Below are 22,256 nucleotides of genomic sequence, written 5' to 3' on the forward strand. Positions count from 1 at the left end.
TGATCATCACCCCATCAATTCAAAATGATACGAAGCAGCACTTAACGCGTATAACGGCGCCGTTTCTGTTCTTAAAATTCTTGGTCCTAAACTACATGGTACAAATTTATGTTCACGAAGCGCTGTAATCTCTTCCTCAGCTAAACCGCCTTCTGGGCCAAATACAATCAATAGCTTTTGACCTGGTTTCATTGTCGTTAAAGCTTTCGCAAAATTAGATTTCTCACCTTGTTTTGCTTCCTCTTCGTAAGCAACAAGACAAACATCATACTCACCACTCATTGAAAGCAATTGCTTAAATGATGCCGGAGCATGTACTTCTGGAATTTCACTTCTATGTGATTGTTCCGCAGCTTCTTTCACAATTTTTCTTAAACGCTCAACTTTTTTATCAGCTTTTTTCGCATCCCATTTTACGATAGAGCGAGATGCTTGAAATGGTAAGAATGCAGCTGCCCCAAGCTCAGTTCCTTTTTGAAAAATTAACTCTAGCTTGTCTCCTTTTGGCAGTCCACTTGCAATCGTCACGAAAACAGGAAGTTCACTTGACGCCTCTACCCATTCTACAATAGCCGTATTAATAAATTCACTGGTAATTTCATCAATTGAACATACTGCTGTTTTTCCGTTTACACAGCAATAAATATGATCACCAGCTGACATACGCATCACTCTTGCGATATGATGTACGTCATCACCTACAATGCGAATACTTGTCTCATTTACATATTTCTCTTCTACAAAATAACGTTGCATATAATCACCTTAGTAGAGTTTCGTTCCTTTCGTAAGTCAACACTTACGAAAGGAACGAAACGTTATCATTTTTCATATAACAAACGGCAAGTCTCTCACCTTATAGTGAGAGACTCCCCTTTTCATTATAGACTAAAATCTATATTACGCATTTCGTGCAATAATTGCTACCCAATCTTCCATTCGTAACACTTCTTCAATTGTAAATCCAGCTTGTTCTAACGCCTCAGAAATTACTTTTTCCTTCGCAGCAATAATGCCCGATGTAATAAATAATCCACCTGACTTCACAACTCTTGCTGCATCTTCAGGGAATAATAGAATAATTTCTGCTAATAAGTTAGCTACGATTAAATCAACAGGACCTTCAATGCCTTCTAAAAGACTATTTTGTCCAACAGACACGATATCATCTGTTTTATTTAAACGTACATTCATTTCTGCACTTTCAACCGCAACCGGATCTAAATCATATGCTTGAACAGAAGACGCACCTAATTTTGCAGCCGCAATACTAAGTACACCAGAACCTGTTCCTACATCAATAATAGTGTCACCTGGCTGTACTGTTTTTTCTAAAGCACGGATACACATCGTTGTTGTTGGATGAGTTCCTGTACCAAACGCCATACCCGGGTCTAATTCAATGATTTTTTCATCAGGAGAAGATGGTGTATATTCTTCCCAAGTCGGTACGATTGTGAATGTATCAGAAATTTGTACTGGATGGTAATATTTTTTCCAAGCAGTAGCCCAATCTTCTTCATTGACTTCGTTAACGGTAATATTTCCAGTACCAATTTCGATGTCGTAAGATGGAAGCACATCAATAGATGATTTTACACCTGCAATCGTTTCATGTAAAGAATCCGTTTGCGGGAAATACGCTTTTATTAATACACCTTCCGCCGGATATTCATCTGGGTTCAATGCATAAATTTCACCATATTGTTGCTCGCGCTCTTTCGTTAACTCCGCTGGATCCTCAATCGCAACTCCACTAGCACCAGCTTCATGTAAAATATGAGAGACAGCTTCTACTGCTTCTTCTGTTGTATGAATACTAATTTCTGACCATTTCACAATTTACCAACTCCATTTTTTATTTCCATTATTCCCCTTTGAAAGCACGTTTAAGCTTTCCGAATAAACTATCATCCTGCTCTTCTTGTCCTGCAAATTCACGTAATAAATCTTTTTGCTGCGAAGTCAATTTCGTCGGTACAACAACACGAACGACTACATATTGATCTCCTTGGCCGTATCCACGTACGTTCGGAGCACCTTTTCCTTTTAAGCGGAATTCTGTTCCAGTTTGTGTTCCTGCTGGAATTTTCAGCTTCACTTTACCATGAACAGTAGGAACTTCCACTTCATCACCAAGCGCCATTTGCGCAAATGTTAATGGCATTTCGCAAATAATGTGATCTCCTTCACGCTCGAAGAATTCATGATTTCTTACATGAACGACAACATATAAGTCTCCTGCTGGTCCGCCATTTACGCCGGCTTCACCTTTTCCAGACACACGAATTTGTTGACCATTATCGATACCCGCTGGAATTTTAACATTGATTTTTTTACGTTTACGAACTTTACCTGAACCGTGACATGTCGTACATTTTTCTTTAATAATTTGTCCAGTTCCTGAACAATGACCACAAGCTTGACGATTTACGATACGACCAAACGGTGTGTTTTGTTCTACACTCACTTGACCAGAGCCTGAACAATGTTTACATGTTTCTTTTGAAGTTCCTGGTTTTGCTCCACTACCTTTACAAGTATCACATGGATCTTCTACTGGAATTTCCACATTTAATTCCTTACCAAAAATAGCTTCTTCAAAATCTAAAGTGACTTGATATTGTAAGTCAGCACCTTGGCGCGGAGCATTTGGATCACGACGTCTGCCGCCGCCACCGCCAAAGAAAGAACTAAATATATCTTCAAAACCGAAGCCACCGCCGAAGTCTCCTCCGCCGCCAAATCCACCGAATCCTTGATTTGCACCAGCATGACCAAATTGATCGTACTGTGCACGCTTTTGATCATCACTTAACACTTCGTATGCTTCTTGTACTTCTTTAAACTTTTCAATTGCATTTTCTTCTTTGCTTACGTCTGGATGGTATTTTTTAGCCAAACGACGATACGCTTTTTTAATTTCATCTGTTGAAGCGCCCTTGCTAAGTCCAAGGACCTCATAATAGTCTCGTTTACTCATAAATTTACAACCCCCGAATCTTTCACATAAACGTAATTTTAACACCGAAAGAAAGTGCTTTGCAACAAAGTTTCCTCACTTACAGTATGCAAAGCGAAAAACTTAAGATCCTCACACATCGCTTCTCATTCGTGAAAAAAGCCAAAGTCAAGGCACGCTTGACTTTGACTTTTTGTCATCTTACTTATTATGTTTACAATTGAATTACTTGTCTTCTTTTACTTCTTCAAACTCAGCGTCAACTACATTGTCTTTCTTTGCGCCAGCGTCTTGTGCACCTTGCGCACCTTCTGCTTGACCAGCAGCTGCTTGAGCCTGCTCGTATAATTTAACAGTTAATTGTTGTACGATTTCTTGTAAAGCATCTTTTTTCGCACGAATTTCTTCAAGCTCGTTTTTCTCAATTGCAGCTTGTAATGCTTCTTTCGCTTCTGTTGCTTTTGCAACTTCAGCTGCATCTACTTTACCTTCTAAATCTTTTACAACTTTGTCTGTTTGGAATACAAGTTGGTCAGCTTCGTTACGAAGTTCAACTTCTTCCTTACGTTTTTGGTCAGCGTCAGCATTTGCTTCCGCTTCTTGTACCATACGTTCTACTTCTTCATCAGAAAGACCTGAAGAAGATTGGATTGTAATAGCTTGCTCTTTGCTTGTTCCTAAGTCTTTCGCACGTACGTTAACGATACCGTTCGCATCAATATCGAATGTTACTTCGATTTGTGGAATACCACGTGGTGCTGGTGGAAGGTCAGTTAATTGGAAACGACCTAACGTTTTGTTGTCAGCCGACATTGGACGCTCACCTTGTAATACGTGAATGTCTACTGCTGGTTGATTATCAGCAGCTGTCGAGAATACTTGTGACTTACTTGTTGGAATTGTAGTGTTACGCTCGATTAATTTCGTGAACACGCCACCCATAGTTTCAATACCTAAAGAAAGTGGAGTTACGTCTAATAATAGAACGCCTTCTACATCACCAGTAAGTACGCCACCTTGAACTGCAGCACCTAATGCTACAACTTCATCAGGGTTTACACCTTTATATGGCTCTTTACCAGTTTCACGTTTAATAGCTTCTTGTACAGCTGGGATACGAGTAGATCCACCAACAAGAATAACTTTATCTAATTCGCTTGGAGCAAAACCAGCGTCTTTTAATGCACGACGAGTTGGCTCTAATGTTCTTTCAACAAGACCTGCTGAAAGCTCTTCGAATTTCGCTCTTGTTAACGTTAATTCTAAGTGTAATGGACCAGCAGCTCCAGCACTAATGAATGGTAATGAAATTTGAGTTTGTGTTACACCAGAAAGATCTTTTTTCGCTTTTTCAGCTGCATCTTTCAAGCGTTGAAGCGCCATTTTATCTTGGCTTAAATCAATGTTATTTTCTTTTTTGAACTCAGCTACTAAGTGATCGATGATAACTTGGTCAAAGTCATCGCCACCAAGACGGTTGTCACCAGCAGTTGAAATAACTTCGAATGTGCCGTCTGCTAACTCAAGGATAGATACGTCAAATGTACCGCCACCTAAGTCATATACTAAGATTTTTTGTTCTTCGTCTTGTTTTTCTAAACCGTAAGCAAGTGCTGCTGCTGTTGGCTCGTTAATAATACGCTCAACTTCTAAACCAGCAATACGACCAGCATCTTTCGTTGCTTGACGCTCTGCATCGTTGAAGTATGCAGGTACTGTAATAACAGCTTTCGTTACTGTTTCACCTAAGTATGCTTCAGCAGAAGCTTTTAAGTTTTGTAAAATGATTGCAGAAATTTCTTGAGGTGTATAATCTTTACCTTCAACTTCTACTTTGTAGTCTGTACCCATATGACGTTTAACAGACATGATTGTATTTGGGTTTGTAATTGCTTGGCGCTTTGCAACTTCCCCAACTTGACGTTCTTCATTTTTGAAAGCTACAACAGAAGGTGTTGTACGGTTTCCTTCTGGATTTGGGATAACCTTTGGTTCTCCACCTTCCATAACAGCTACACAAGAGTTTGTTGTACCTAAGTCAATACCGATAATTTTACTCATGGCGAATCCTCCTAGTTTTATGTAAATTATTGATTTACTTTTACCATTGATGGGCGAATCACACGGTCTTTTAGTTTATAACCTTTTTGGAATTCTTCCACAACCGCGTTTGATTCAAATTCACTATCTTCCACTTGCATAATAGCTTGGTGTTCATTAGGATCAAACTGTTTACCAACAGCTTCAATCACTTCCACACCTTCTTTAGTCAGCGCTTCTAACAATTGACGATGCACCATTTCCATACCTTGTAACAAGGATTTCGTTTGCTCATCAGTCGCTTCCACTTGCATTGCTCTTTCAAAATTATCAAGAGCTGGCAAGATGTCTGAAACTAGACTTTGTGCTCTATATTTTTCAGCAGCCTGTTTATCCATTTGGACACGGCGCTTATAATTTTCAAAATCAGCTTGTAGACGTAATGTGCGACCTTCCGTTTCCGTTAGTTTCGCTTGTAGCTCATCTACTTTTTCTTGTAAAAGAGCAGCCTCACTTTTTTCTTCTACAGTTTCTTCACTGTTTTCTGGTGTGACAGCTTCTTCAACTTGCGCTTCTTTTACTTCTTCTACCACTTGTTCGTTACGCTCTTCCACAATATTCACCTCCTTAAAAGGTATTAGGTATCATGCATAGCATGATTACCTAAGCATTATATATTACACACAGCAATGAAAATTTCATCACTTGAGCGAATGTATTACTCTCATTTACTTTTTAAGTCCATCAGTAAATTGTCTCGTAAATAACTGTAACAAACTAATTACACGAGAATATTGCATTCTCGTAGGACCTAAAATAGCAATTGTTCCAAGTTGCTCTTCGCCGATTGAATATGTTGCAGAAATTAAACTACAATCCTCCATAGCCGTCGAAGAGTTTTCCCTACCAATTTTCACTTGAATCCCGACTTGTTTATGACGCAAAATGTCATAAAATTCGGCTTCATTATCAATCATGGTAAGTAAAGATCTAACCTTTTGAATGTCATGGAACTCTGGCTGCGAAAGCATATTTGCTTTTCCTCCAAAGTATATCTTTTCCGATAACGGAACTTGAAATGTACCATCCAACATTTTTATTGCACTATCGTAATTATGAACATACCCACGTAAAACTGTAACAATCTCCTTAAAGATTTTATTATGAAGTTCTTCCATCGGTACGCCAGATAGCTTTTCATTTAAAATATTAACCATTTTTTCTAAATCTGATAAATCAACAGATTCCGGAACGGTAATCGTTTTACTTTGTACATGCCCTGTATCGGTTACAATAATAGCGACAGCAGTTTGACGATCAAGCGGCACAATTTGTACATTTTTAAGTTTATTTGTACTTAACTTCGGTCCAAGAACAATGGCCGTATAATTCGTAAGTTCTGATAAAATTTGAGCAGATTGTTGTGCAATTTTTTCCGCTTCAAAAATTCTTTCAGCAAATAAATCTTTAATTTGTACAATTTCAGCGTTCGGTAAGTTTTGCGGTGCTAAAAGATGGTCTACATAAAATCGGTAGCCTTTCTCAGAAGGAACACGTCCAGAAGAACTGTGCGTTTTTTCAATAAAACCTAATTCTTCTAAGTCCGCCATTTCATTTCGAATAGTAGCTGAACTAAATGTAATTTCATCTTTTTTAGCCAACGTTCTAGACCCAACGGGCTGCGCTGATCCAATAAAGTCATCAATAATTGTTTGTAAAATTAAGAGCTGACGTTCCGTAAGCATCTCATCATCACCTCTGTTAGCACTCTTTGTCTTTGAGTGCTAAATCTATTAATAACTTACCAAAATTGACATTCAATTGTCAACGGAAACGTCACGAAATAATGAAACTTTTTCACGCCTATGGAACATTTAATTAGTCAATCAAAAATGATTGGAATACTTCATTCCCTAATAATTTTCCTTTTCGCGTTAAACGCACATGTCCATCTTCCTCTTCAAGCAATCCCTGCTCTTGGTTGCTTTGTAACTGCTTCGCGAAAACTTGATCCATCTCTACATTAAATTTATTGCGGAACGCCGTTTTAGAAACACCTTTTGTTTTTCGAAGCCCTAAGAACAACTCTTCTTCCATTCTTTCTTTCTCCGTCACTTTGTGAACATCTAAATACGGAAATCCTGTTTCATCAATTTTATTAAAATATTGCTTCAGCGGACCTACATTTTGAATACGTTCCCCGTTCACATAACTATGAGCTCCAGCTCCAAATCCATAATACTCTTCATTATTCCAGTATGTGAGATTATGTCTACTTTTATTGTCACCTTTTGAGAAATTACTAATTTCATACTGGTTATAACCGTGTTTCTCCATTTCATCCATTACTATTTCATACATTTTCGCTTCATGGTCTTCACCCGGAAGACGCAATTTCCCTTTGTTCATTAAGTTATAAAACACTGTTTTAGGTTCCACAATTAATGAATATGCAGAGAAATGTTGTACACCAAGCGTAAAAGCAATATCTAATGTTTCTTTTACATCTTCTATCGTCTGTCCTGGCAAAGCATAAATAATATCTACATTAATATTTTTAAATCCTACTTCCTGTGCTTCTCGAATCGCGAGGAATGCATCTTCCCTCGTATGCTTGCGCCCGATTTTCTCAAGCAGTTCATCACGGAACGTTTGCACACCAAAACTAATTCGATTCACTCCACCTTCTAGCAGTACATTCAACTTCTCTTTCGGCAGATCTCCTGGATTCGCTTCAAATGTTAATTCACAATTTGGGGCGAACGGACGCAAATGACGATTAATAATCTCGAGTAATTTTTTTGTCTGTTCCATATTTAACGCTGTCGGAGTTCCCCCGCCCACAAAAATCGTTTTTATACTATCAAACGGAACTTTTTGAACCGTATTTATTATTTCCTTCTCTAAATAATCTAAATATTGATCAACCGGTTGGCGTTCAATAAACACTTTATTAAAATCACAATAGTGACAAATGTGCTGACAAAACGGAATATGAATATATGCAGCTTGTACCAAATATAACTCCTACCTTTCTAAAAAGAAAACCTCCGCACTCCGGAGGGTTCTCTACTTCTCTAACGTATTACGAATTTGTTCCATTCGCATTTTTCCCCAATCATACATCATTTCAACGATCGGTAAAAGTGACATGCCTAGTTCCGTCATATAATACTCAACGCGAGGAGGAATTTCGGGATATACTGTCCGATCAACAATTCCATCTTCCATTAACTCTTTTAATTGGTTCGACAAAACTTTATGAGAAATGCTTGGGAATAACCGTTGTAATTCACTGAAACGATGTGGTCCTTCCACACCAAGATGCCACAGTATCACAACTTTCCACTTTCCACTAATAATAGAAAGCGTCAATTCCTTTTCACAATTAAAATTACCATTTTGTATTTTATCTTGAATATCTTTTCGAATATTTTCGGACATTAACAATCTCCTAACTCTATATGAACTAAAAAGCTCTCTCATTATTGTAAATGAGAGCTGCTCAGATGTCTAAAAAGTAATTATACAGAAAAAAGAAGCCGCACAAACGACTTCTTTTTTATTTCAAATATTAGTTGTCATCCATTTTCAGTACAGCCATAAATGCCTCTTGCGGTACTTCTACAGAACCAACAGACTTCATACGTTTTTTACCTTCTTTTTGCTTATCAAGAAGTTTACGCTTACGAGAAATGTCACCGCCGTAACATTTTGCAAGTACGTTTTTACGCATCGCTTTAATTGTAGAACGTGCTACAACTTTATTTCCGATAGTCGCCTGAATTGGCACTTCAAATTGTTGTCTCGGAATTAATTCTTTTAATTTCTCTACGATTACTTTACCACGGTCATACGCTGAATCACGGTGTACGATAAATGATAAAGCATCCACTTGTTCATTATTTAAAAGAATATCCATTTTCACAAGTTTAGATGGTTTATAGCCAATTAACTCGTAGTCAAATGATGCATACCCTTTCGTATTTGATTTCAATTGATCGAAGAAGTCATATACGATTTCTGATAACGGGATTTCATATGTTAATGTAACACGCGTTTCATCTAAATATTGCATATCAATAAACGTTCCACGTTTACCTTGGCAAATCTCCATTACAGCTCCAACATAGTCATTCGGAACCATAATTGAAGCCTTCACAAACGGCTCTTCTACACGATCGATAGACTGTGGATCTGGCATATTAGATGGGTTATCAACAATAACATCTTCACCGTTAGTTAAATAAACTTTATAAATAACGCTTGGCGCTGTTGTAATTAAGTCAATCTTAAATTCACGTTCAATACGTTCTTGAATGATTTCCATGTGAAGAAGCCCTAAGAAACCACAACGGAAACCAAATCCTAGCGCTTGAGATGTTTCTGGTTCAAACTCAAGAGCAGAATCGTTTAACTCTAATTTTTCTAATGCATCACGTAAATCGTTATAACGAGCAGAGTCAATTGGATACAGACCACAGAATACCATCGGATTTAACTTACGGTAACCTGCTAACGGCTCTGCAGCTGGACGTTTCGCATGTGTAATCGTATCACCAACACGTGTGTCACCAACATTTTTAATCGATGCTGCTAAGAAACCTACATCACCTACTGTTAACTCGTCACGTTGCGTAGTTTTCGGTGTAAATACACCTACTTCTGTTACTTCAAATTCTTTACCCGTTGCCATCATACGTACTTTATCGCCAACTTTTACTGTTCCATTTACAACACGGATATAAGCAATTACACCGCGGTACGGATCATATAAAGAGTCGAAAATCATACATTGTAATGGCTCTTCTGAATCACCCGAAGGAGCTGGTACTTTTTCAACAATTTGTTCTAAAATTTCTTCAATACCAATTCCAGCTTTCGCAGAAGCAAGTACCGCTTCTGATGCATCTAAACCAATTACATCTTCTACCTCTTGACGTACACGTTCTGGATCCGCACTTGGTAAGTCGATTTTATTAATAACTGGTAAAATTTCTAAATTGTTATCAAGCGCTAAGTATACGTTTGCTAACGTTTGCGCTTCAATACCTTGCGCTGCATCTACTACAAGAATCGCGCCTTCACAAGCCGCTAAACTACGAGATACTTCGTACGTAAAGTCGACATGTCCTGGTGTATCAATTAAATGAAGAATATACTCTTCACCATCTTTTGCTTTATAGTTTAATTGTACTGCGTTTAATTTGATTGTAATACCACGCTCACGCTCTAAATCCATAGAGTCAAGCAACTGAGCTTTCATTTCGCGTTGTGTTAACGCGTTTGTTTTCTCTAAAATACGGTCTGCTAACGTTGATTTTCCGTGGTCAATATGAGCAATAATAGAGAAATTACGAATTTTGGACTGTCTTTTTGCTCTTTCTTCTTTATTCATCTATGTTCTCAACTCCTAATAGTCTCGCCAATATACACTAGCACTGATTATATCAATAGAGCAACAAAGATTCAATGAAAACTCGTGCTGCTTACGATACAAATCATTCTATCTATATCTTATGCGAATAAACCATAAGAGACAAACCCTTTTCAAATTTTAAAACGGCTGTCTTACAAATCAGTAAAACAACCGCCTCCCATGTTACTCTTAGCTAAAAATTCCTTTTATTTTCCCAACAACTATATCTGTCCCGAACTTCGTCATTTCATAAGCTACACTTGCTACCGCCATCCCAATTCCTTCTACAACATTAAAACTTCTTAAACGTTCTAATTGCTGTTGTTTTTCTGAGGCCGAAAACGAGCTATCCAAAATTTCTGATTCAGCACCTGTACTTTCTGTCCCTGTCATATGAGCTATTTGTTCATATGACAATTGCTGATAGCCTTTCATACTTTTCAAACCATGATTAGCAAGTGCCACTCCTGCTATCATCATAAGTAAACATAAAGCTACACTACATATACACAAAAGCGCAAAGCGACTCAAACCATAATCATCTGTTCCCCTCAATGTGTATATGCTCCCGTATTATCTTGATCAATTTGATGATGTAGCGCTGCATTTAAACCACTCGCTATTACATTCGCCATATCCTCAATAAAAGTATCTACTTCTTTTGGGGTTACCATTAAATTATGACCAAGAGGAGATAGCACTTCATAAATCAGCCTTCTTTTTTCTTCTTCTTCCAATGTACCAACAGCACCTAAAAACATATTTCTGCTCTTTTCATCCGGCATATCTTCTTCTGTTAATTTTTTCTTTTCTCCAAATGAAAATCCCGCTGGTAACAAAGATCGTGAAGGTTTATTTCCTTCTTTCATCTCTCGACCAAAATGTTTCAAAATAAAATCAATCGTATCACTTGTAATCGAAACAGCATCGACCACAGTCGGAACACCAATTGCGATAACAGGGATACCTAATGTGTCTTTACTTAGTTCTTTACGTTTATTCCCAACCCCCGATCCAGGATGGATTCCAGTATCAGAAATTTGTATCGTGCTATTTACTCGTTCAATAGAACGGGCAGCTAATGCATCAATTGCAATTACAAAGTCCGGGTTCGTCTTCTCAATAATTCCATAAATAACATCGCTCGTTTCGATTCCTGTAATCCCCATTACCCCCGGCCGAATTGCACTAACAGGCCTAAATCCTTCTTCTACACTTTCAGGCTGCAATTGAAACAAATGTCTCGTTACTAATACATTTTCTACAACTATCGGTCCAAGAGCATCTGGTGTTACATTCCAATTCCCAAGACCTACAATTAAACAGCTTGCTTCTTTTGTAACTCCAACCTCTTCTAAGAAACAAGAAAATTCTTTTGCAAAAATACGCTCCACTTTTTGTTGAAGTTCTGTATCTTGCTGACGTATCCCTTGTACTTCAAGTGTTAAATAATTTCCAGGTTTTTTCCCCATCGCTTCAGAGGCAGCTTCATCAATCGTTACTTTTGTAATTATAGTACCTTCTTCTTCTCTCTCTTTTACAATAACTCCCTGTATCCCTTTTTGTTCTTCTTGGCTTTCTTGCAACATTTGATGAGCTTCTACAGCAAGGTCAGTTCTAATGCTATATTTACTTAAATCTAATGGTTCTTTCATCGTATCTCCTCCGTAATTCATAGTAAATATCGTTAGATTTCCCAAAGTTATATAAGGTCATTCTTTCCTTTACGTGAAATTTCATGGATATACTATTGCAATTCTCTTCACCGTTTGATAGAATATCACTTGTTCTATGTAAGAATCGAGTCATTCGATTGCACCAGGGAGGTGAAAAGTATGGCAAACATCAAATCTGCTATCAAACGCGCTAAACTTAGCGAAGAGCGTCGTGCACATAACGCTTCTATCAAGTCTGACATGCGTTCTGCTGTTAAAACTGTAGAAGCTTTAGTTACTAATAACGATCTTGAAAATGCTAAAGAAGCTTTCAAAACTGCTTCTAAAAAACTTGACAAAGCAGCTCGTAAAGGTCTTATCCACCAAAACGCTGCAGCTCGTCAAAAATCTCGCTTAGCGAAACAAGTAAACGCGTAAGGCGTTTAAAAAACGATCCATTTGGATCGTTTTTTTATATACAAAAAAGTTCATGCACTAAGTGCATGAACTTTTTTGTGTCATCACATATGATTTAATCGCATTAAGAAAAATTCGAGCACAAGCTTCTTATCCATCTTTCCCGTCTTCATACTATAATCAGCTTCCGCTAATTCTATAATCACTTTTTTTAATTCTTCAAAAGAGAAAAACTTCGTTTGATTCATTGCTAACTTTACACGATACGGATGTACACCAATATGAGACGCAATTTGATTTTGTCCATAACCACGTTGCTGTAGCTCTTTCACTTGATACAACAAGCGGAATTGACTCACTAATAACGCAAGCAATTTAATCGGCTCTTCCTGCTGCGTAAATAATCCATCCAAAATTTGCATTGCACCTGCAATATCTTTTTTCACCACTTTTTCTGTCAAAGCAAATACATTTTGCTCAACTGATTTTGGCACAAGCTCTGCAACAAGTTTCGTCGTAATCTCTCCGCCCATACCAACGTATAACGTTAACTTGTCCATTTCCTTCGCCAACATCGTTACATTACTTCCCACAAGCTCTAGCAACAAACTAACAGCCGCGTTATCAATATGCACATGCACTTCATCTGCACGAGCAACAATCCACTTCTGAACATCCTGTACTTGCATTGCATTCGCTTCTACTACATCTGCTGTTTTCTTTAATAGTTTTGTAATTTTTTTTCGCTCATCAAGTTTTTCGTAAGGCGCAACAAAAACAAGAATAGAAAATGGAGAAGGTTCACCAATGTATTCTTCTAAAATTTTTATATTTTGCTCTAACTTTTCTTTTTGCGAAGTCAAAAATAGCGGTGATTTTATTAACAGTACTTTCCGTTCTCCGAAGAAAGGAAGCGTACGCGCATCCTCAACCACATCTTCTAAATACGCTTCTTCTAAATCGTATGTCACAACATTAAACTCTCGATCTTCTTCTTCAAGTGCTTCTGTCGTAATAAGCTTTATCGTTTCATTTATAAAAAAAGCTTCCGTTCCATATATTAAATATAACGGAGCAAACTGTTTCTTTTTAATTTTTTTATGTATATCACTCATACTTTTTCCTACTCCCTAACTTGGCAATATATATTTATACTAATGCCCTAGCTTTTGTTTTACAAGTACAAAGGAACAGGCTTTATAACCCGTCCCTTTATTTATATTAAACGCCACGCAATAAGCCCCGGGTTTCTTATTGGTGTGCGGTAATCACCTTCCCTTTATTATTCGCAATAAAAATTTGAGTATAAGTGCCAACTGTTAACATGCTTGGAAACGAAAAACTCACATTACTTCATGATTTACAAGTAACAAAAAAGCTCGTTTTCTCTTCATATGGAAATTGTAGATTTTTTTCTGACAATATTTTATACTAAAGTGGAATGTTGGGGAGGGATTCTAAATGAATGATTTTGAACAAAACGTTCAAAGTAAACGCAATGACGCTATTGATTCAGGGGTAGGATTTATCGTCTCATTTGGTTTTTTCGCAACACTTTTCATCATTGCAACTGTTATTAAATTTATCGGTTCTTAAAGACTGCCACTTCATGGCAGTCTTCTCTTTTTCATCTATTATGTGTTTTATCATATGTGATTTTACTTTTAAAGGTTCCATTTTTCCCTTTAAAAACATAGGAAATAGCACCTTGCTTGTCCGTGCGCCATATCGCACTCCCCATCTTCTCAAAACGCTCTATCACTTCTTTATGCGGGTGTCCATACCTATTCTGCTTACCAACAGATATAATCGCTACACGAGGCTGTATGACGTTCAAAAAAGGCTCTATAGATGACGTATCACTCCCATGATGAGCAACTTTTAAAACATCTACTTGTAAATCTGGATATGCCTCTACTAAAATCTTTTCCCCTTCTTCTTCCAAATCGCCTGTAAATAGCCACTTCAACCCTCCAAATTTTGCCCATATTACAATTGAAGCGTTATTTTTACTTTTTTCTTTTCCTTTTGGAGCTAAAACAAAAAATTCCGCTTCATTTACACTCCAACTCTCCCCTTCCCCCACTTCAGTTATTTTCATTTCCTTTTCTAATGCCTGTTTCTTGACTACTTTTTCTAATACTGCATCTTTTCCCTTTCGGCCAAATACCACTTCTTTTACAGGTATATATGATAATAATTCTTGCGCAGCACCTATATGATCTGCATCTCCATGCGTTACGATTAATTTATCAATTGTTTTAATACCTTCTTTTTGTAAAAAGGGTATTAAAACATCATTTCCAACAGAAAATTCATGCTTTTTTTGTTGCCATTCTTCCTTATTCACACGAAGCGTTCCACCTGTATCAATAAGATAAATCCCTTTATCATACGGAAGGCGAATTAATATTGCATCACCTTGTCCAACATCAATAAATGTTACACTTCCGCTTCCTCTAAAATATGGATATATATAATGACATGTGCTAATAAAAAGAAATACACTCGCAACTATACAAACTATTTTTTTCGGCGCTCTCCGTTCCCAAACCATCAATATGCTGACAATACTCGCGCAATATACAGCTACAAGATTGAAGGGCGTTTCCCCGAAGATAAGCTGGGTAAATGGTAAACTTTCACAATAACTTAGAAAATCATTAGACATACTCAAGCCTATTGATAATACATCGGCAAATCCTTTTGCGAGAAACGGGACAATTGGCATACACAGTAAAATAATAATGCTACATGGTAATACAATGATAGATAAAAACGGAACGTATAAGAGATTGAGGAGAATGCTATATGGAGAAAAATAACCAAAGTGATATAACAAAATCGGAGTACTAACGAGCTGTGAAATGATAGAAATATAAATAGAATTCCGGATTACTCCGTTGCTACTTCCTAACAATAACGGAGCAGACAAAAGTAAAGCGAAGCTACCTACAAAAGAAAACTGAAATCCAATATTAAAAACAAGATAAGGGTCATATATAAGCATGCATATAGCTGTTACACTTAAAGCATCTAAACTAGACAAACGAATCGAGCACATAAAAGCAATCAACATCAAAACTCCTGTTATAGAAGCTCTTATAACAGAGGGTGACGCCCCTGCTAAAACCATATACAAAGGAATACAAACGATAAGGCAAATTGTTGCTACCTCCCTTGTCACACCGCTTCTTAGCAAAATAAAATATACTATCACCATTAACAATACAATGTGCGAACCTGAAATTGCTAACAAATGTACAAGACCAAATTGTTGATATTGCTCTTCCACTTCAAACGTCATTTGTTGTCTATCACCAAATATTAATGCATTCATAAAAGCACCTGATTGCTCTGGAAACATTTCTGTAACTTTCGAGATTGCTTGTTGCCTCAAAAGAAGAATCCATTGCGTGAGCGACAGTGATGTTTTATAGCATTCAGAAATATATGTAGCCTCAAATGTAAAATGAATATGTTGTTTGTATAAATAATCACGGTAATTAAAACCATGAAAATTCCGAGCTGTTTCCGGTTCTTTCCTCTCACCCTCGAATACACATGATATCCCTGCGTATAATTGTTGCATTTTTTTCTTTTCCAAGACTGATTTGATTCTATAACTTAACTGCACTATATTTTTATTCTGATCTTCAAATTGAAAAGATAGGCGATCCCCATTAACAAGCGGTGTATTTTGTATAACCCCTCTTGTAACTCCATAGGACTCCCCTAGAGGCTTATTCCACGCTTGAACATAGGAAGTGTATATAGCGCTACTAAAGTACGCTACAATACAAAAAATGAAGGTTTTACGCGAAGTGCGATATAAACAGAAGAAAACATTTAAAAAGAGGCAAAAAACTATCAATAAAAGTGACGATGAAAAGGCAATTGCAACCCCTATTATAAACGAGATTGCAACATACCCCCATTGTTCCTGCAACTTATACTCACTCCTTATAGCATCATTTTTGCTTTCGTGAATACATGCTGTAATTCTTCCATTGATAAATTATCTTTTTCTAAAGACGCAAATAATTCTTTCAACTCTGTATAACGTTTTTGCTCCTCTAATGCAGCAATATCATATTCTAGCGGAACGTGCTTCACTGTTACGTTCGCTTGTTCAAATAACTCTATGGCGTATGGATGATTTTTATAATCCTGTGCATAATAAACCGCTGTAATACCACTTTGAATAATTGCCTTACAACATTGTAAACAAGGGAAATGCGTAACGTAAATTTCTGCTTCCTCTGTTTTCGCACCAAACTTGGCACATTGTAATAAAGCATTCATTTCGGCATGAATTGTCCGAACACAATGATTATCGATTACGTAACAACCATCATCTATACAATGTACGCCACCTTTAATTGAACCATTATACCCACCAGCAATAATTCGTTTATCGCGAACGATTGTCGCTCCTACCGCAAGCCTTGTACATGTACTACGCAAAGATAGTAGATGGCTTTGCGTCATAAAATATTGATCCCATGAAATTCGTTCCATATTTTTCACCTACTTTTTTGTCTACTTGTAGTGTAGCGAAAGAAGAAAAACTTCGTCAATCTTTTACGGAATAATAATTTGACCTTTTATCTTTTCAAGAGACTTCGCACCAATCCCATCAATCTCTAATAAATCTTCTATTTTCTGAAACGGACCATGTTCTTCTCGATATTTCAAAATACTTTCTGCCTTTCGAGAGCCAATCCCTGTAATTTTTTCTAGTTGTTCTTTCGCCGCTGTATTTATTCGAATCTTGCCATCTTCCTTAGAAGAAGTAAGCACCCCTTGTTCTGACTCATTTTTACTCGGTATATAAAGAAGCATTTGATCTTGTACAATTTGTGCTAAATTTACTTTTTTCATATCTACTTCTGATAAAAAACCACCAGCCTTTTGAACCGCATCCTTTACGCGATCTCCTTCCTTCATTTCATATACCCCTTCTTTACTAACCGCTCCTTTCACATCAATTATAATTGTTCTTTTCTGTTCCTTTGTATCCGATATTTTCGGTTTACCCTTTTTTTCTATCTCCTTCTCTTGTACATTCATTGTAATAGGCGTTCGTTCTACATTCTGATTCGTTTTCCAAAAAACAAGAAAAAGTAAAGTTCCAATAATAGCTACTAAACCTAACCACTTTTTCGGAAAATCCCACATCATTTTACACCTCTAATCATAAATTTATAACATCATTCATATTGTTTAGGAGAAAGCTGTTACGAAGGAGGGATGAAACTTTGAACATAGGAATTATAGGGACAGGAAACATGGGAAATATACTAATCGATGCATTTTTAGAAACCCGTGCTGTCAAACCTTCTTGCCTTACAATCATTAATCGGACGCCCGCAAAAGCATATCATATAAAAGAAAAATACCCTTCTGTTCAGATAGCAAAAACAATCCCGGAAGTAATCGAACAATCACAACTTATTTTTATTTGTGTTAAGCCGATAGATATATACCCTATCCTAAAAAAATACGCTGAACATTTTTCTGATGAAACGTGCTTAGTTTCTATTACAAGTCCAATATCTCCATCACAATTAGAGACTCTCGTACCTTGCCACGTCGCGCGTATCATTCCAAGTATCACAAATCGCGCTCTCTCTGGCGCCTCACTATTTACATTTGGAGATAATTGCTCTGAAGAATGGCAACAAAAACTACTTCGTCTATTCAAAAACATTTCTACACCTCTTGTAATAAAAGAAGATATAACGCGCGTTTCATCTGATATAGCAAGTTGCGGTCCTGCTTTCTTTAGTTATTTACTACAATGCTTCATTAACGCTGCTGTAGATAAAACAAATATTACACACGAAGAGGCTACTACTTTAGTAAGTGAAATGGTCGTGGGGATGGGGAAATTACTTGAAAAAGAAATCTTCACATTACCTACCTTACAAGAAAAGGTTTGCGTGAAAGGCGGCGTTACTGGGGAAGGCATTCGGATTTTAGAAGAACACGTTGGAGATATGTTCCATAAGTTAATCGAGCGAACACATGAAAAATTTGATGAAGATTTAGAATGCGTTGATCAGCAATTCAATAAACACACATAATAAATACGTCATTTTCATTCCAAATCCTTTTTATAAATACTTACTTTTTTACAATACATTTTCACTTCAACTACTATTCCCACACTTTACGCATACGATCTTTAGATTATGCTAGAACTAAAAATACATCTTCTTTATAAAACAAAAGCAACCTTCTCGGTTGCTTTTGTTTTTATCCGTTTTTCTTCGCCATGAAGAAAATACGCTCTGTTTGTTCTGTAACTTCAAGTCGCTCAAAATCACCTGTTACACGAAGCACTGTAAAACCTGCTTCTTCAAGCCATTTCGTTAACTCTTCCACTTGATATGCACGTTGCACGTGACATTCGTCAAACCGATGGTACACATCTTCTTCTAGATCTTGAACAAAGAATGTTAAATCATGCTCTACACTATTTGATTCTTCACCAGGGAAGCAATTCCAAATAAGAGATATTTCTTCTCCATTCACTGTATACGTTTCATTTTGAAATACATGATGTATTTTATATAAAGAGTGTACATCAAATAAAAACAAACCATCTTGACGTAAATGGTGAAATACTCTTCTAAATGTTTCTTGTACTCCATCTTCTTGCAATACATAATTTAATGAATCACAAAAAATCGTTACACAGTCAAACTCACCCGGAACATCAAGCTCGCGCATATCTTGTTGGTAAAAAGGAATAAAATGCCCTTCTCCGCCTAGTTTTTGCTGAGCGACTGTTAACATTTCTTCTGAAAGATCGACACCTATTAAATCGTAACCCTTTTGCACAAGCGGCAGGGTTACATTACCTGTACCGCATGCTACATCAAGAATTTTTGCCTCTTTCATACCTGCCTGCTGTAAACTTCCCTCTGTAAATTCCACCCATTTATCATAAGGGACATCATTCATTAGTTCGTCGTACAACAATGCAAATTGTTCGTATTTCATTGGCCTAACTCTTCTGTAATATCTTCACGTGGCACATCGCCCCATAGACGCTCTAAATTATAGTGATTACGCTCATCTTTATGGAATACATGAGCAACTACATCTCCAAGATCAACTAATACCCAACGTGCTTCGTCAAACCCTTCCATACGTTGTACGTCGATTTGGAACTCATGTGCTTTTGATTTAATTTCACGTGCAATTGCTTGCACTTGTTTATCTGAATTTCCGTGACAAATAATGAAATAATCTGCAATTGGTGAAATACCTTGCATATTTAGGACAACCATATCTTCTGCTCTCTTATCATCAGCTGCTTTTGCCGCTAATACTAATAATTCTTTATCGTTCATTTACTCATTTCCTCCTTGATAACTGCATTGTATGTTTGGAATGTTAATGGATAAATCGTCTGATCTTTTTCCATTAAAAATTGAATTGTTCTCTTTAACGCAAATAATAGGGCTTGATTTATATCCGTATATGCGAGTTTACGAGCCTCTTCCACTCCTGGAAACTTTCGCCCAGGTTCAATGTAATCAGCTACATAAATCACTTTATCTAACATCGTCATATTCTCATGACCACTTGTATGATATGTAATAGCTTGCAAAATTTCAGAATCCGTAATGCCTACTTCTTTTTCTACTAAGTATGCCCCAACAGGTGCATGCCATAACTCTTTGTTATAGCAAAGTAAATCTTTCGGCAAATCTTCACGTTTAATAATCTCTTCCATTTCTGAAATTGCTCTACATTTCGCATAATCATGGAATATAGCTGCCATCTCTGCTTTTTTCTCGTCCACACCGTATAACTTAGCAAGCTCAATCGCTGTCTCCATTACACCAATTGTGTGTATATAACGTTTTTCATGCATTTGTTGTTTGACAATATGCAGTGCATTCTCACGATTCATACAACCCATTCCTCTCGATATATACCTGTACTTTTTCAGGAAGTAAATATTTACACGTTTTCTTCTCTTTATATCTCTCACGTAATAAGGATGAAGAAACTGCAAATTCCGGAATTTCCACTGTAGTAATCTTATATGGTGTATGCAATGTATACCCAGGTCTTGCAACTCCAACAAACGTTACAAGATTAAGTAAAGCTTCAATGTTATACCACTTCGGTAAATATTCAACCATATCCCCACCAATAATAAAGTGAAACTGCACATCCGGATACTTCTTCGTCAATTGTAACATAGTGTCATACGTATAAGATGGGCCCTTCCTACTTAGCTCTTCTAAACAAATAGAAAAGTGTTCTTCTGCCTCAGTCGCGAGTTCTAACATATGTAAACGACTTTCTACACTTGTAATATTCCGCCCTTGTTTATGTGGGGGAATCTGGTTTGGCAAGAACCATACTTCTTCCAAGTTCAAAGCGTGATATACTTCATTTGCAATTAGCAAATGTCCATAGTGAGGCGGATCAAATGTACCGCCAATGATGCCAATTTTCCTCAAAAGAAACGCCCCTTCCTTTTATATACAGCAACTCTCCTCGGTTAGAAATGAAGAGAGTTGCTATTAATAAAAGTTCAATTGGTTTCGCTCTCTACATCATTACGCATCAGCGATAAAAATAGCCCATGCTAATCTTTTTATCGAGGAAGCTTAATTTGTTTATTTTCTCTTGATTCTTTGTATAAAACGATTGTGCTTCCAATTACTTGAACGATTTCAGCACGTGCACCTTTTGCAAGTTCTTCCGCAACCTCACGGCGATCAAATTCACAGTTTTGTAATACACTTACTTTAAATAACTCACGAGCTTCTAAAGTATCTGCAATTTGTTTAATCATATTTTCATTTACTCCGCCTTTTCCTACTTGAAAAATTGGTGTTAAATGATGTGCTTGTGCACGTAAAAATCTTTTTTGTTTTCCTGTTAACATATATGTTAGCCTCCAAGCTTTTCTATAACTAATTGTTTCATTCTCTCGATATTTGGCGTGCGTCCTGTCCACATTTCAAATGCAAGTGCTCCTTGATAAACAAACATATCAATACCATTTTGAATGATTGCACCTTGCTCTTTTGCCTCACATAAAATTTTCGTTTGAAATGGATTATAAATTATATCTGATACAATCGTTCCTTTTTTTAACGAACAAATTTGTAATGGCGTATATTCTACGTGCGGATGCATACCTATCGTTGTCGTCTGAATGATAATATCATAATTTCCTTGTTCTTCTGTCGCTTTTTCTAACGACAAAGCAACAGAATTAACATCGGCCGTACGTGCAGCAATAAGTTCCTTCGCCTTATTTACTGTACGATTAGCTACATCAATATCTTTTACACCTACATCAGCAAGAGAAAAATAAATAGCTCGGCTAGCACCACCTGAACCAAGTAACAAAATACGTTTCCCTTGAAGTGGTTCATTACTAATTGACTGCAGCGCTCGAACAAAACCAATCCCGTCTGTGTTATAGCCAATTAATCTTCCATCCTTATGAACCACTGTATTTACTGCACCGATTTTCCTTGCCAATGGGTCAATCTCATCCAAATACTCCATAATAGCAACCTTGTGCGGAGTTGTTACATTAAATCCTGAAATACCTAATGCTTTTAAACCTCTTACTGCTTCCCCTAGCAATTCCTCTTCAACAAGGAACGCATGATAATGGGCATCCATATTCAAGTGTTCAAATGCATCATTATGCATAACGGGTGATAATGAATGTCCAATTGGATTTCCGATTACACCATATAATTGTTTCATAAAT

General features: G+C 37.0%; 24 protein-coding genes. 3 read left to right on the forward strand and 21 right to left on the reverse strand.

Annotation, left to right across the window (positions count from 1 at the left end; all coding sequences use genetic code 11):
• Positions 1–6 precede the first annotated feature (6 nt).
• The 11 genes from N2V80_RS21580 to gpr form a co-directional block, all read right to left on the reverse strand.
• Positions 7–756: a 16S rRNA (uracil(1498)-N(3))-methyltransferase gene (locus N2V80_RS21580; protein WP_001190159.1), complete on the reverse strand. Its 750-nt coding sequence runs from the start codon at positions 754–756 to the stop codon at positions 7–9.
• Positions 757–900: 144 nt separating this feature from the next.
• Positions 901–1,839, reverse strand: a complete 939-nt coding sequence (gene prmA, locus N2V80_RS21585) for a 50S ribosomal protein L11 methyltransferase (RefSeq protein WP_000872103.1) — start codon at positions 1,837–1,839, stop codon at positions 901–903.
• Between the two features lie 28 nt (positions 1,840–1,867).
• Positions 1,868–2,983 (reverse strand): chaperone protein DnaJ, encoded by a 1,116-nt coding sequence (gene dnaJ / locus N2V80_RS21590; protein WP_000043947.1) that lies wholly within the window; start codon positions 2,981–2,983, stop codon positions 1,868–1,870.
• Positions 2,984–3,187: 204 nt separating this feature from the next.
• Positions 3,188–5,023, reverse strand: coding sequence for a chaperone protein DnaK (gene dnaK, locus N2V80_RS21595; protein ID WP_000034700.1), 1,836 nt, complete (start codon positions 5,021–5,023; stop codon positions 3,188–3,190).
• 26 nt (positions 5,024–5,049) lie between these two features.
• Entirely contained in the window at positions 5,050–5,616 is a 567-nt protein-coding gene (gene grpE / locus N2V80_RS21600) for a nucleotide exchange factor GrpE (protein WP_000392711.1), read from the reverse strand.
• Positions 5,617–5,730: 114 nt separating this feature from the next.
• On the reverse strand, positions 5,731–6,747 hold the full coding sequence (gene hrcA, locus N2V80_RS21605) for a heat-inducible transcriptional repressor HrcA (RefSeq protein ID WP_000954941.1): 1,017 nt from the start codon (positions 6,745–6,747) through the stop codon (positions 5,731–5,733).
• A gap of 133 nt (positions 6,748–6,880) precedes the next feature.
• Positions 6,881–8,020 (reverse strand): radical SAM family heme chaperone HemW, encoded by a 1,140-nt coding sequence (gene hemW / locus N2V80_RS21610; protein WP_000249427.1) that lies wholly within the window; start codon positions 8,018–8,020, stop codon positions 6,881–6,883.
• A gap of 51 nt (positions 8,021–8,071) precedes the next feature.
• Positions 8,072–8,446: a winged helix-turn-helix transcriptional regulator gene (locus tag N2V80_RS21615; RefSeq protein WP_001293539.1), complete on the reverse strand. Its 375-nt coding sequence runs from the start codon at positions 8,444–8,446 to the stop codon at positions 8,072–8,074.
• A gap of 130 nt (positions 8,447–8,576) precedes the next feature.
• Positions 8,577–10,400, reverse strand: a complete 1,824-nt coding sequence (gene lepA, locus N2V80_RS21620) for an elongation factor 4 (protein WP_001030951.1) — start codon at positions 10,398–10,400, stop codon at positions 8,577–8,579.
• A 210-nt stretch (positions 10,401–10,610) separates the two neighbouring features.
• A complete protein-coding gene (locus N2V80_RS21625; RefSeq protein WP_061654482.1) occupies positions 10,611–10,976 on the reverse strand; it encodes a YqxA family protein in 366 nt (121 codons plus the stop codon).
• A complete protein-coding gene (gene gpr, locus N2V80_RS21630) occupies positions 10,973–12,076 on the reverse strand; it encodes a GPR endopeptidase (RefSeq protein WP_000662616.1) in 1,104 nt (367 codons plus the stop codon). Before gpr ends, N2V80_RS21625 begins: the two co-directional genes overlap by 4 nt.
• Positions 12,077–12,256: 180 nt before the next feature.
• Here gpr and rpsT point away from each other — a divergent pair, with 180 nt between their 5' ends.
• Positions 12,257–12,514: a 30S ribosomal protein S20 gene (gene rpsT, locus N2V80_RS21635; protein ID WP_001274011.1), complete on the forward strand. Its 258-nt coding sequence runs from the start codon at positions 12,257–12,259 to the stop codon at positions 12,512–12,514.
• A gap of 83 nt (positions 12,515–12,597) precedes the next feature.
• Here rpsT and holA read toward each other — a convergent pair whose 3' ends face one another.
• The gene (gene holA, locus N2V80_RS21640) at positions 12,598–13,608 is read right to left on the reverse strand and encodes a DNA polymerase III subunit delta (RefSeq protein ID WP_001279908.1); all 1,011 of its coding nucleotides are present in this window, start codon (positions 13,606–13,608) and stop codon (positions 12,598–12,600) included.
• Positions 13,609–13,954: 346 nt separating this feature from the next.
• Between holA and N2V80_RS21645 the strand changes: the two genes are divergently transcribed.
• Positions 13,955–14,089 carry a YqzM family protein gene (locus tag N2V80_RS21645; RefSeq protein ID WP_000997609.1) on the forward strand — a complete coding sequence of 45 codons (135 nt, stop codon included), beginning with the start codon at positions 13,955–13,957 and terminating at the stop codon, positions 14,087–14,089.
• 31 nt (positions 14,090–14,120) lie between these two features.
• On the opposite strand, the gene N2V80_RS21650 is transcribed toward N2V80_RS21645, so the two are convergent.
• The 3 genes from N2V80_RS21650 to N2V80_RS21660 all read right to left on the reverse strand — a co-directional run bounded on the left by N2V80_RS21650 (position 14,121) and on the right by N2V80_RS21660 (position 17,677).
• The gene (locus tag N2V80_RS21650) at positions 14,121–16,442 is read right to left on the reverse strand and encodes a DNA internalization-related competence protein ComEC/Rec2 (RefSeq protein ID WP_061654483.1); all 2,322 of its coding nucleotides are present in this window, start codon (positions 16,440–16,442) and stop codon (positions 14,121–14,123) included.
• A 14-nt stretch (positions 16,443–16,456) separates the two neighbouring features.
• The gene (locus tag N2V80_RS21655) at positions 16,457–17,014 is read right to left on the reverse strand and encodes a ComE operon protein 2 (RefSeq protein ID WP_000439773.1); all 558 of its coding nucleotides are present in this window, start codon (positions 17,012–17,014) and stop codon (positions 16,457–16,459) included.
• 63 nt (positions 17,015–17,077) lie between these two features.
• The gene (locus N2V80_RS21660; protein WP_000989929.1) at positions 17,078–17,677 is read right to left on the reverse strand and encodes a helix-hairpin-helix domain-containing protein; all 600 of its coding nucleotides are present in this window, start codon (positions 17,675–17,677) and stop codon (positions 17,078–17,080) included.
• Positions 17,678–17,754: 77 nt separating this feature from the next.
• On the opposite strand from N2V80_RS21660, the gene comER reads away from it, so the two are divergent.
• Positions 17,755–18,582: a late competence protein ComER gene (gene comER, locus N2V80_RS21665; protein ID WP_061654484.1), complete on the forward strand. Its 828-nt coding sequence runs from the start codon at positions 17,755–17,757 to the stop codon at positions 18,580–18,582.
• A gap of 172 nt (positions 18,583–18,754) precedes the next feature.
• Here comER and N2V80_RS21670 read toward each other — a convergent pair whose 3' ends face one another.
• The 6 genes from N2V80_RS21670 to aroE form a co-directional block, all read right to left on the reverse strand.
• Positions 18,755–19,504 carry a class I SAM-dependent DNA methyltransferase gene (locus N2V80_RS21670; RefSeq protein WP_061654485.1) on the reverse strand — a complete coding sequence of 250 codons (750 nt, stop codon included), beginning with the start codon at positions 19,502–19,504 and terminating at the stop codon, positions 18,755–18,757.
• Positions 19,501–19,857, reverse strand: coding sequence for a ribosome silencing factor (gene rsfS, locus N2V80_RS21675; protein WP_000998193.1), 357 nt, complete (start codon positions 19,855–19,857; stop codon positions 19,501–19,503). Before rsfS ends, N2V80_RS21670 begins: the two co-directional genes overlap by 4 nt.
• Positions 19,854–20,423, reverse strand: coding sequence for a bis(5'-nucleosyl)-tetraphosphatase (symmetrical) YqeK (yqeK, locus tag N2V80_RS21680; RefSeq protein WP_001078477.1), 570 nt, complete (start codon positions 20,421–20,423; stop codon positions 19,854–19,856). The genes rsfS and yqeK overlap by 4 nt, the downstream gene beginning before the upstream one ends.
• Complete coding sequence (gene nadD / locus N2V80_RS21685; protein WP_001226048.1) at positions 20,413–20,982, reverse strand: nicotinate-nucleotide adenylyltransferase; 570 nt, start codon at positions 20,980–20,982, stop codon at positions 20,413–20,415. Before nadD ends, yqeK begins: the two co-directional genes overlap by 11 nt.
• 137 nt (positions 20,983–21,119) lie before the next feature.
• Positions 21,120–21,413, reverse strand: coding sequence for a ribosome assembly RNA-binding protein YhbY (gene yhbY / locus N2V80_RS21690; protein WP_000955224.1), 294 nt, complete (start codon positions 21,411–21,413; stop codon positions 21,120–21,122).
• Between the two features lie 5 nt (positions 21,414–21,418).
• Positions 21,419–22,252 carry a shikimate dehydrogenase gene (gene aroE / locus N2V80_RS21695; protein WP_000812073.1) on the reverse strand — a complete coding sequence of 278 codons (834 nt, stop codon included), beginning with the start codon at positions 22,250–22,252 and terminating at the stop codon, positions 21,419–21,421.
• Positions 22,253–22,256: the final 4 nt, after the last annotated feature.

Source organism: Bacillus sp. FSL W8-0640 (assembly GCF_038007725.1).
Classification (GTDB): domain Bacteria; phylum Bacillota; class Bacilli; order Bacillales; family Bacillaceae_G; genus Bacillus_A; species Bacillus_A cereus.

What these genes read in the sequence shown, in the direction of transcription:
- rpsT (WP_001274011.1), top strand. Translation starts at nt 12,257, where the DNA reads ATGGCAAACATCAAATCTGCTATCAAACGCGCTAAACTTAGCGAAGAG.
- yqeK (WP_001078477.1), bottom strand. Translation starts at nt 20,423, where the DNA reads ATGAATCGTGAGAATGCACTGCATATTGTCAAACAACAAATGCATGAA.
- yhbY (WP_000955224.1), bottom strand. Translation starts at nt 21,413, where the DNA reads ATGTTAACAGGAAAACAAAAAAGATTTTTACGTGCACAAGCACATCAT.
- lepA (WP_001030951.1), bottom strand. Translation starts at nt 10,400, where the DNA reads ATGAATAAAGAAGAAAGAGCAAAAAGACAGTCCAAAATTCGTAATTTC.
- hrcA (WP_000954941.1), bottom strand. Translation starts at nt 6,747, where the DNA reads ATGCTTACGGAACGTCAGCTCTTAATTTTACAAACAATTATTGATGAC.
- N2V80_RS21580 (WP_001190159.1), bottom strand. Translation starts at nt 756, where the DNA reads ATGCAACGTTATTTTGTAGAAGAGAAATATGTAAATGAGACAAGTATT.
- N2V80_RS21645 (WP_000997609.1), top strand. Translation starts at nt 13,955, where the DNA reads ATGAATGATTTTGAACAAAACGTTCAAAGTAAACGCAATGACGCTATT.
- N2V80_RS21615 (WP_001293539.1), bottom strand. Translation starts at nt 8,446, where the DNA reads ATGTCCGAAAATATTCGAAAAGATATTCAAGATAAAATACAAAATGGT.
- dnaJ (WP_000043947.1), bottom strand. Translation starts at nt 2,983, where the DNA reads ATGAGTAAACGAGACTATTATGAGGTCCTTGGACTTAGCAAGGGCGCT.
- N2V80_RS21660 (WP_000989929.1), bottom strand. Translation starts at nt 17,677, where the DNA reads ATGATGTGGGATTTTCCGAAAAAGTGGTTAGGTTTAGTAGCTATTATT.
- gpr (WP_000662616.1), bottom strand. Translation starts at nt 12,076, where the DNA reads ATGAAAGAACCATTAGATTTAAGTAAATATAGCATTAGAACTGACCTT.
- dnaK (WP_000034700.1), bottom strand. Translation starts at nt 5,023, where the DNA reads ATGAGTAAAATTATCGGTATTGACTTAGGTACAACAAACTCTTGTGTA.
- N2V80_RS21670 (WP_061654485.1), bottom strand. Translation starts at nt 19,504, where the DNA reads ATGAAATACGAACAATTTGCATTGTTGTACGACGAACTAATGAATGAT.
- rsfS (WP_000998193.1), bottom strand. Translation starts at nt 19,857, where the DNA reads ATGAACGATAAAGAATTATTAGTATTAGCGGCAAAAGCAGCTGATGAT.
- N2V80_RS21655 (WP_000439773.1), bottom strand. Translation starts at nt 17,014, where the DNA reads ATGGAACGAATTTCATGGGATCAATATTTTATGACGCAAAGCCATCTA.
- holA (WP_001279908.1), bottom strand. Translation starts at nt 13,608, where the DNA reads ATGAGTGATATACATAAAAAAATTAAAAAGAAACAGTTTGCTCCGTTA.
- aroE (WP_000812073.1), bottom strand. Translation starts at nt 22,252, where the DNA reads ATGAAACAATTATATGGTGTAATCGGAAATCCAATTGGACATTCATTA.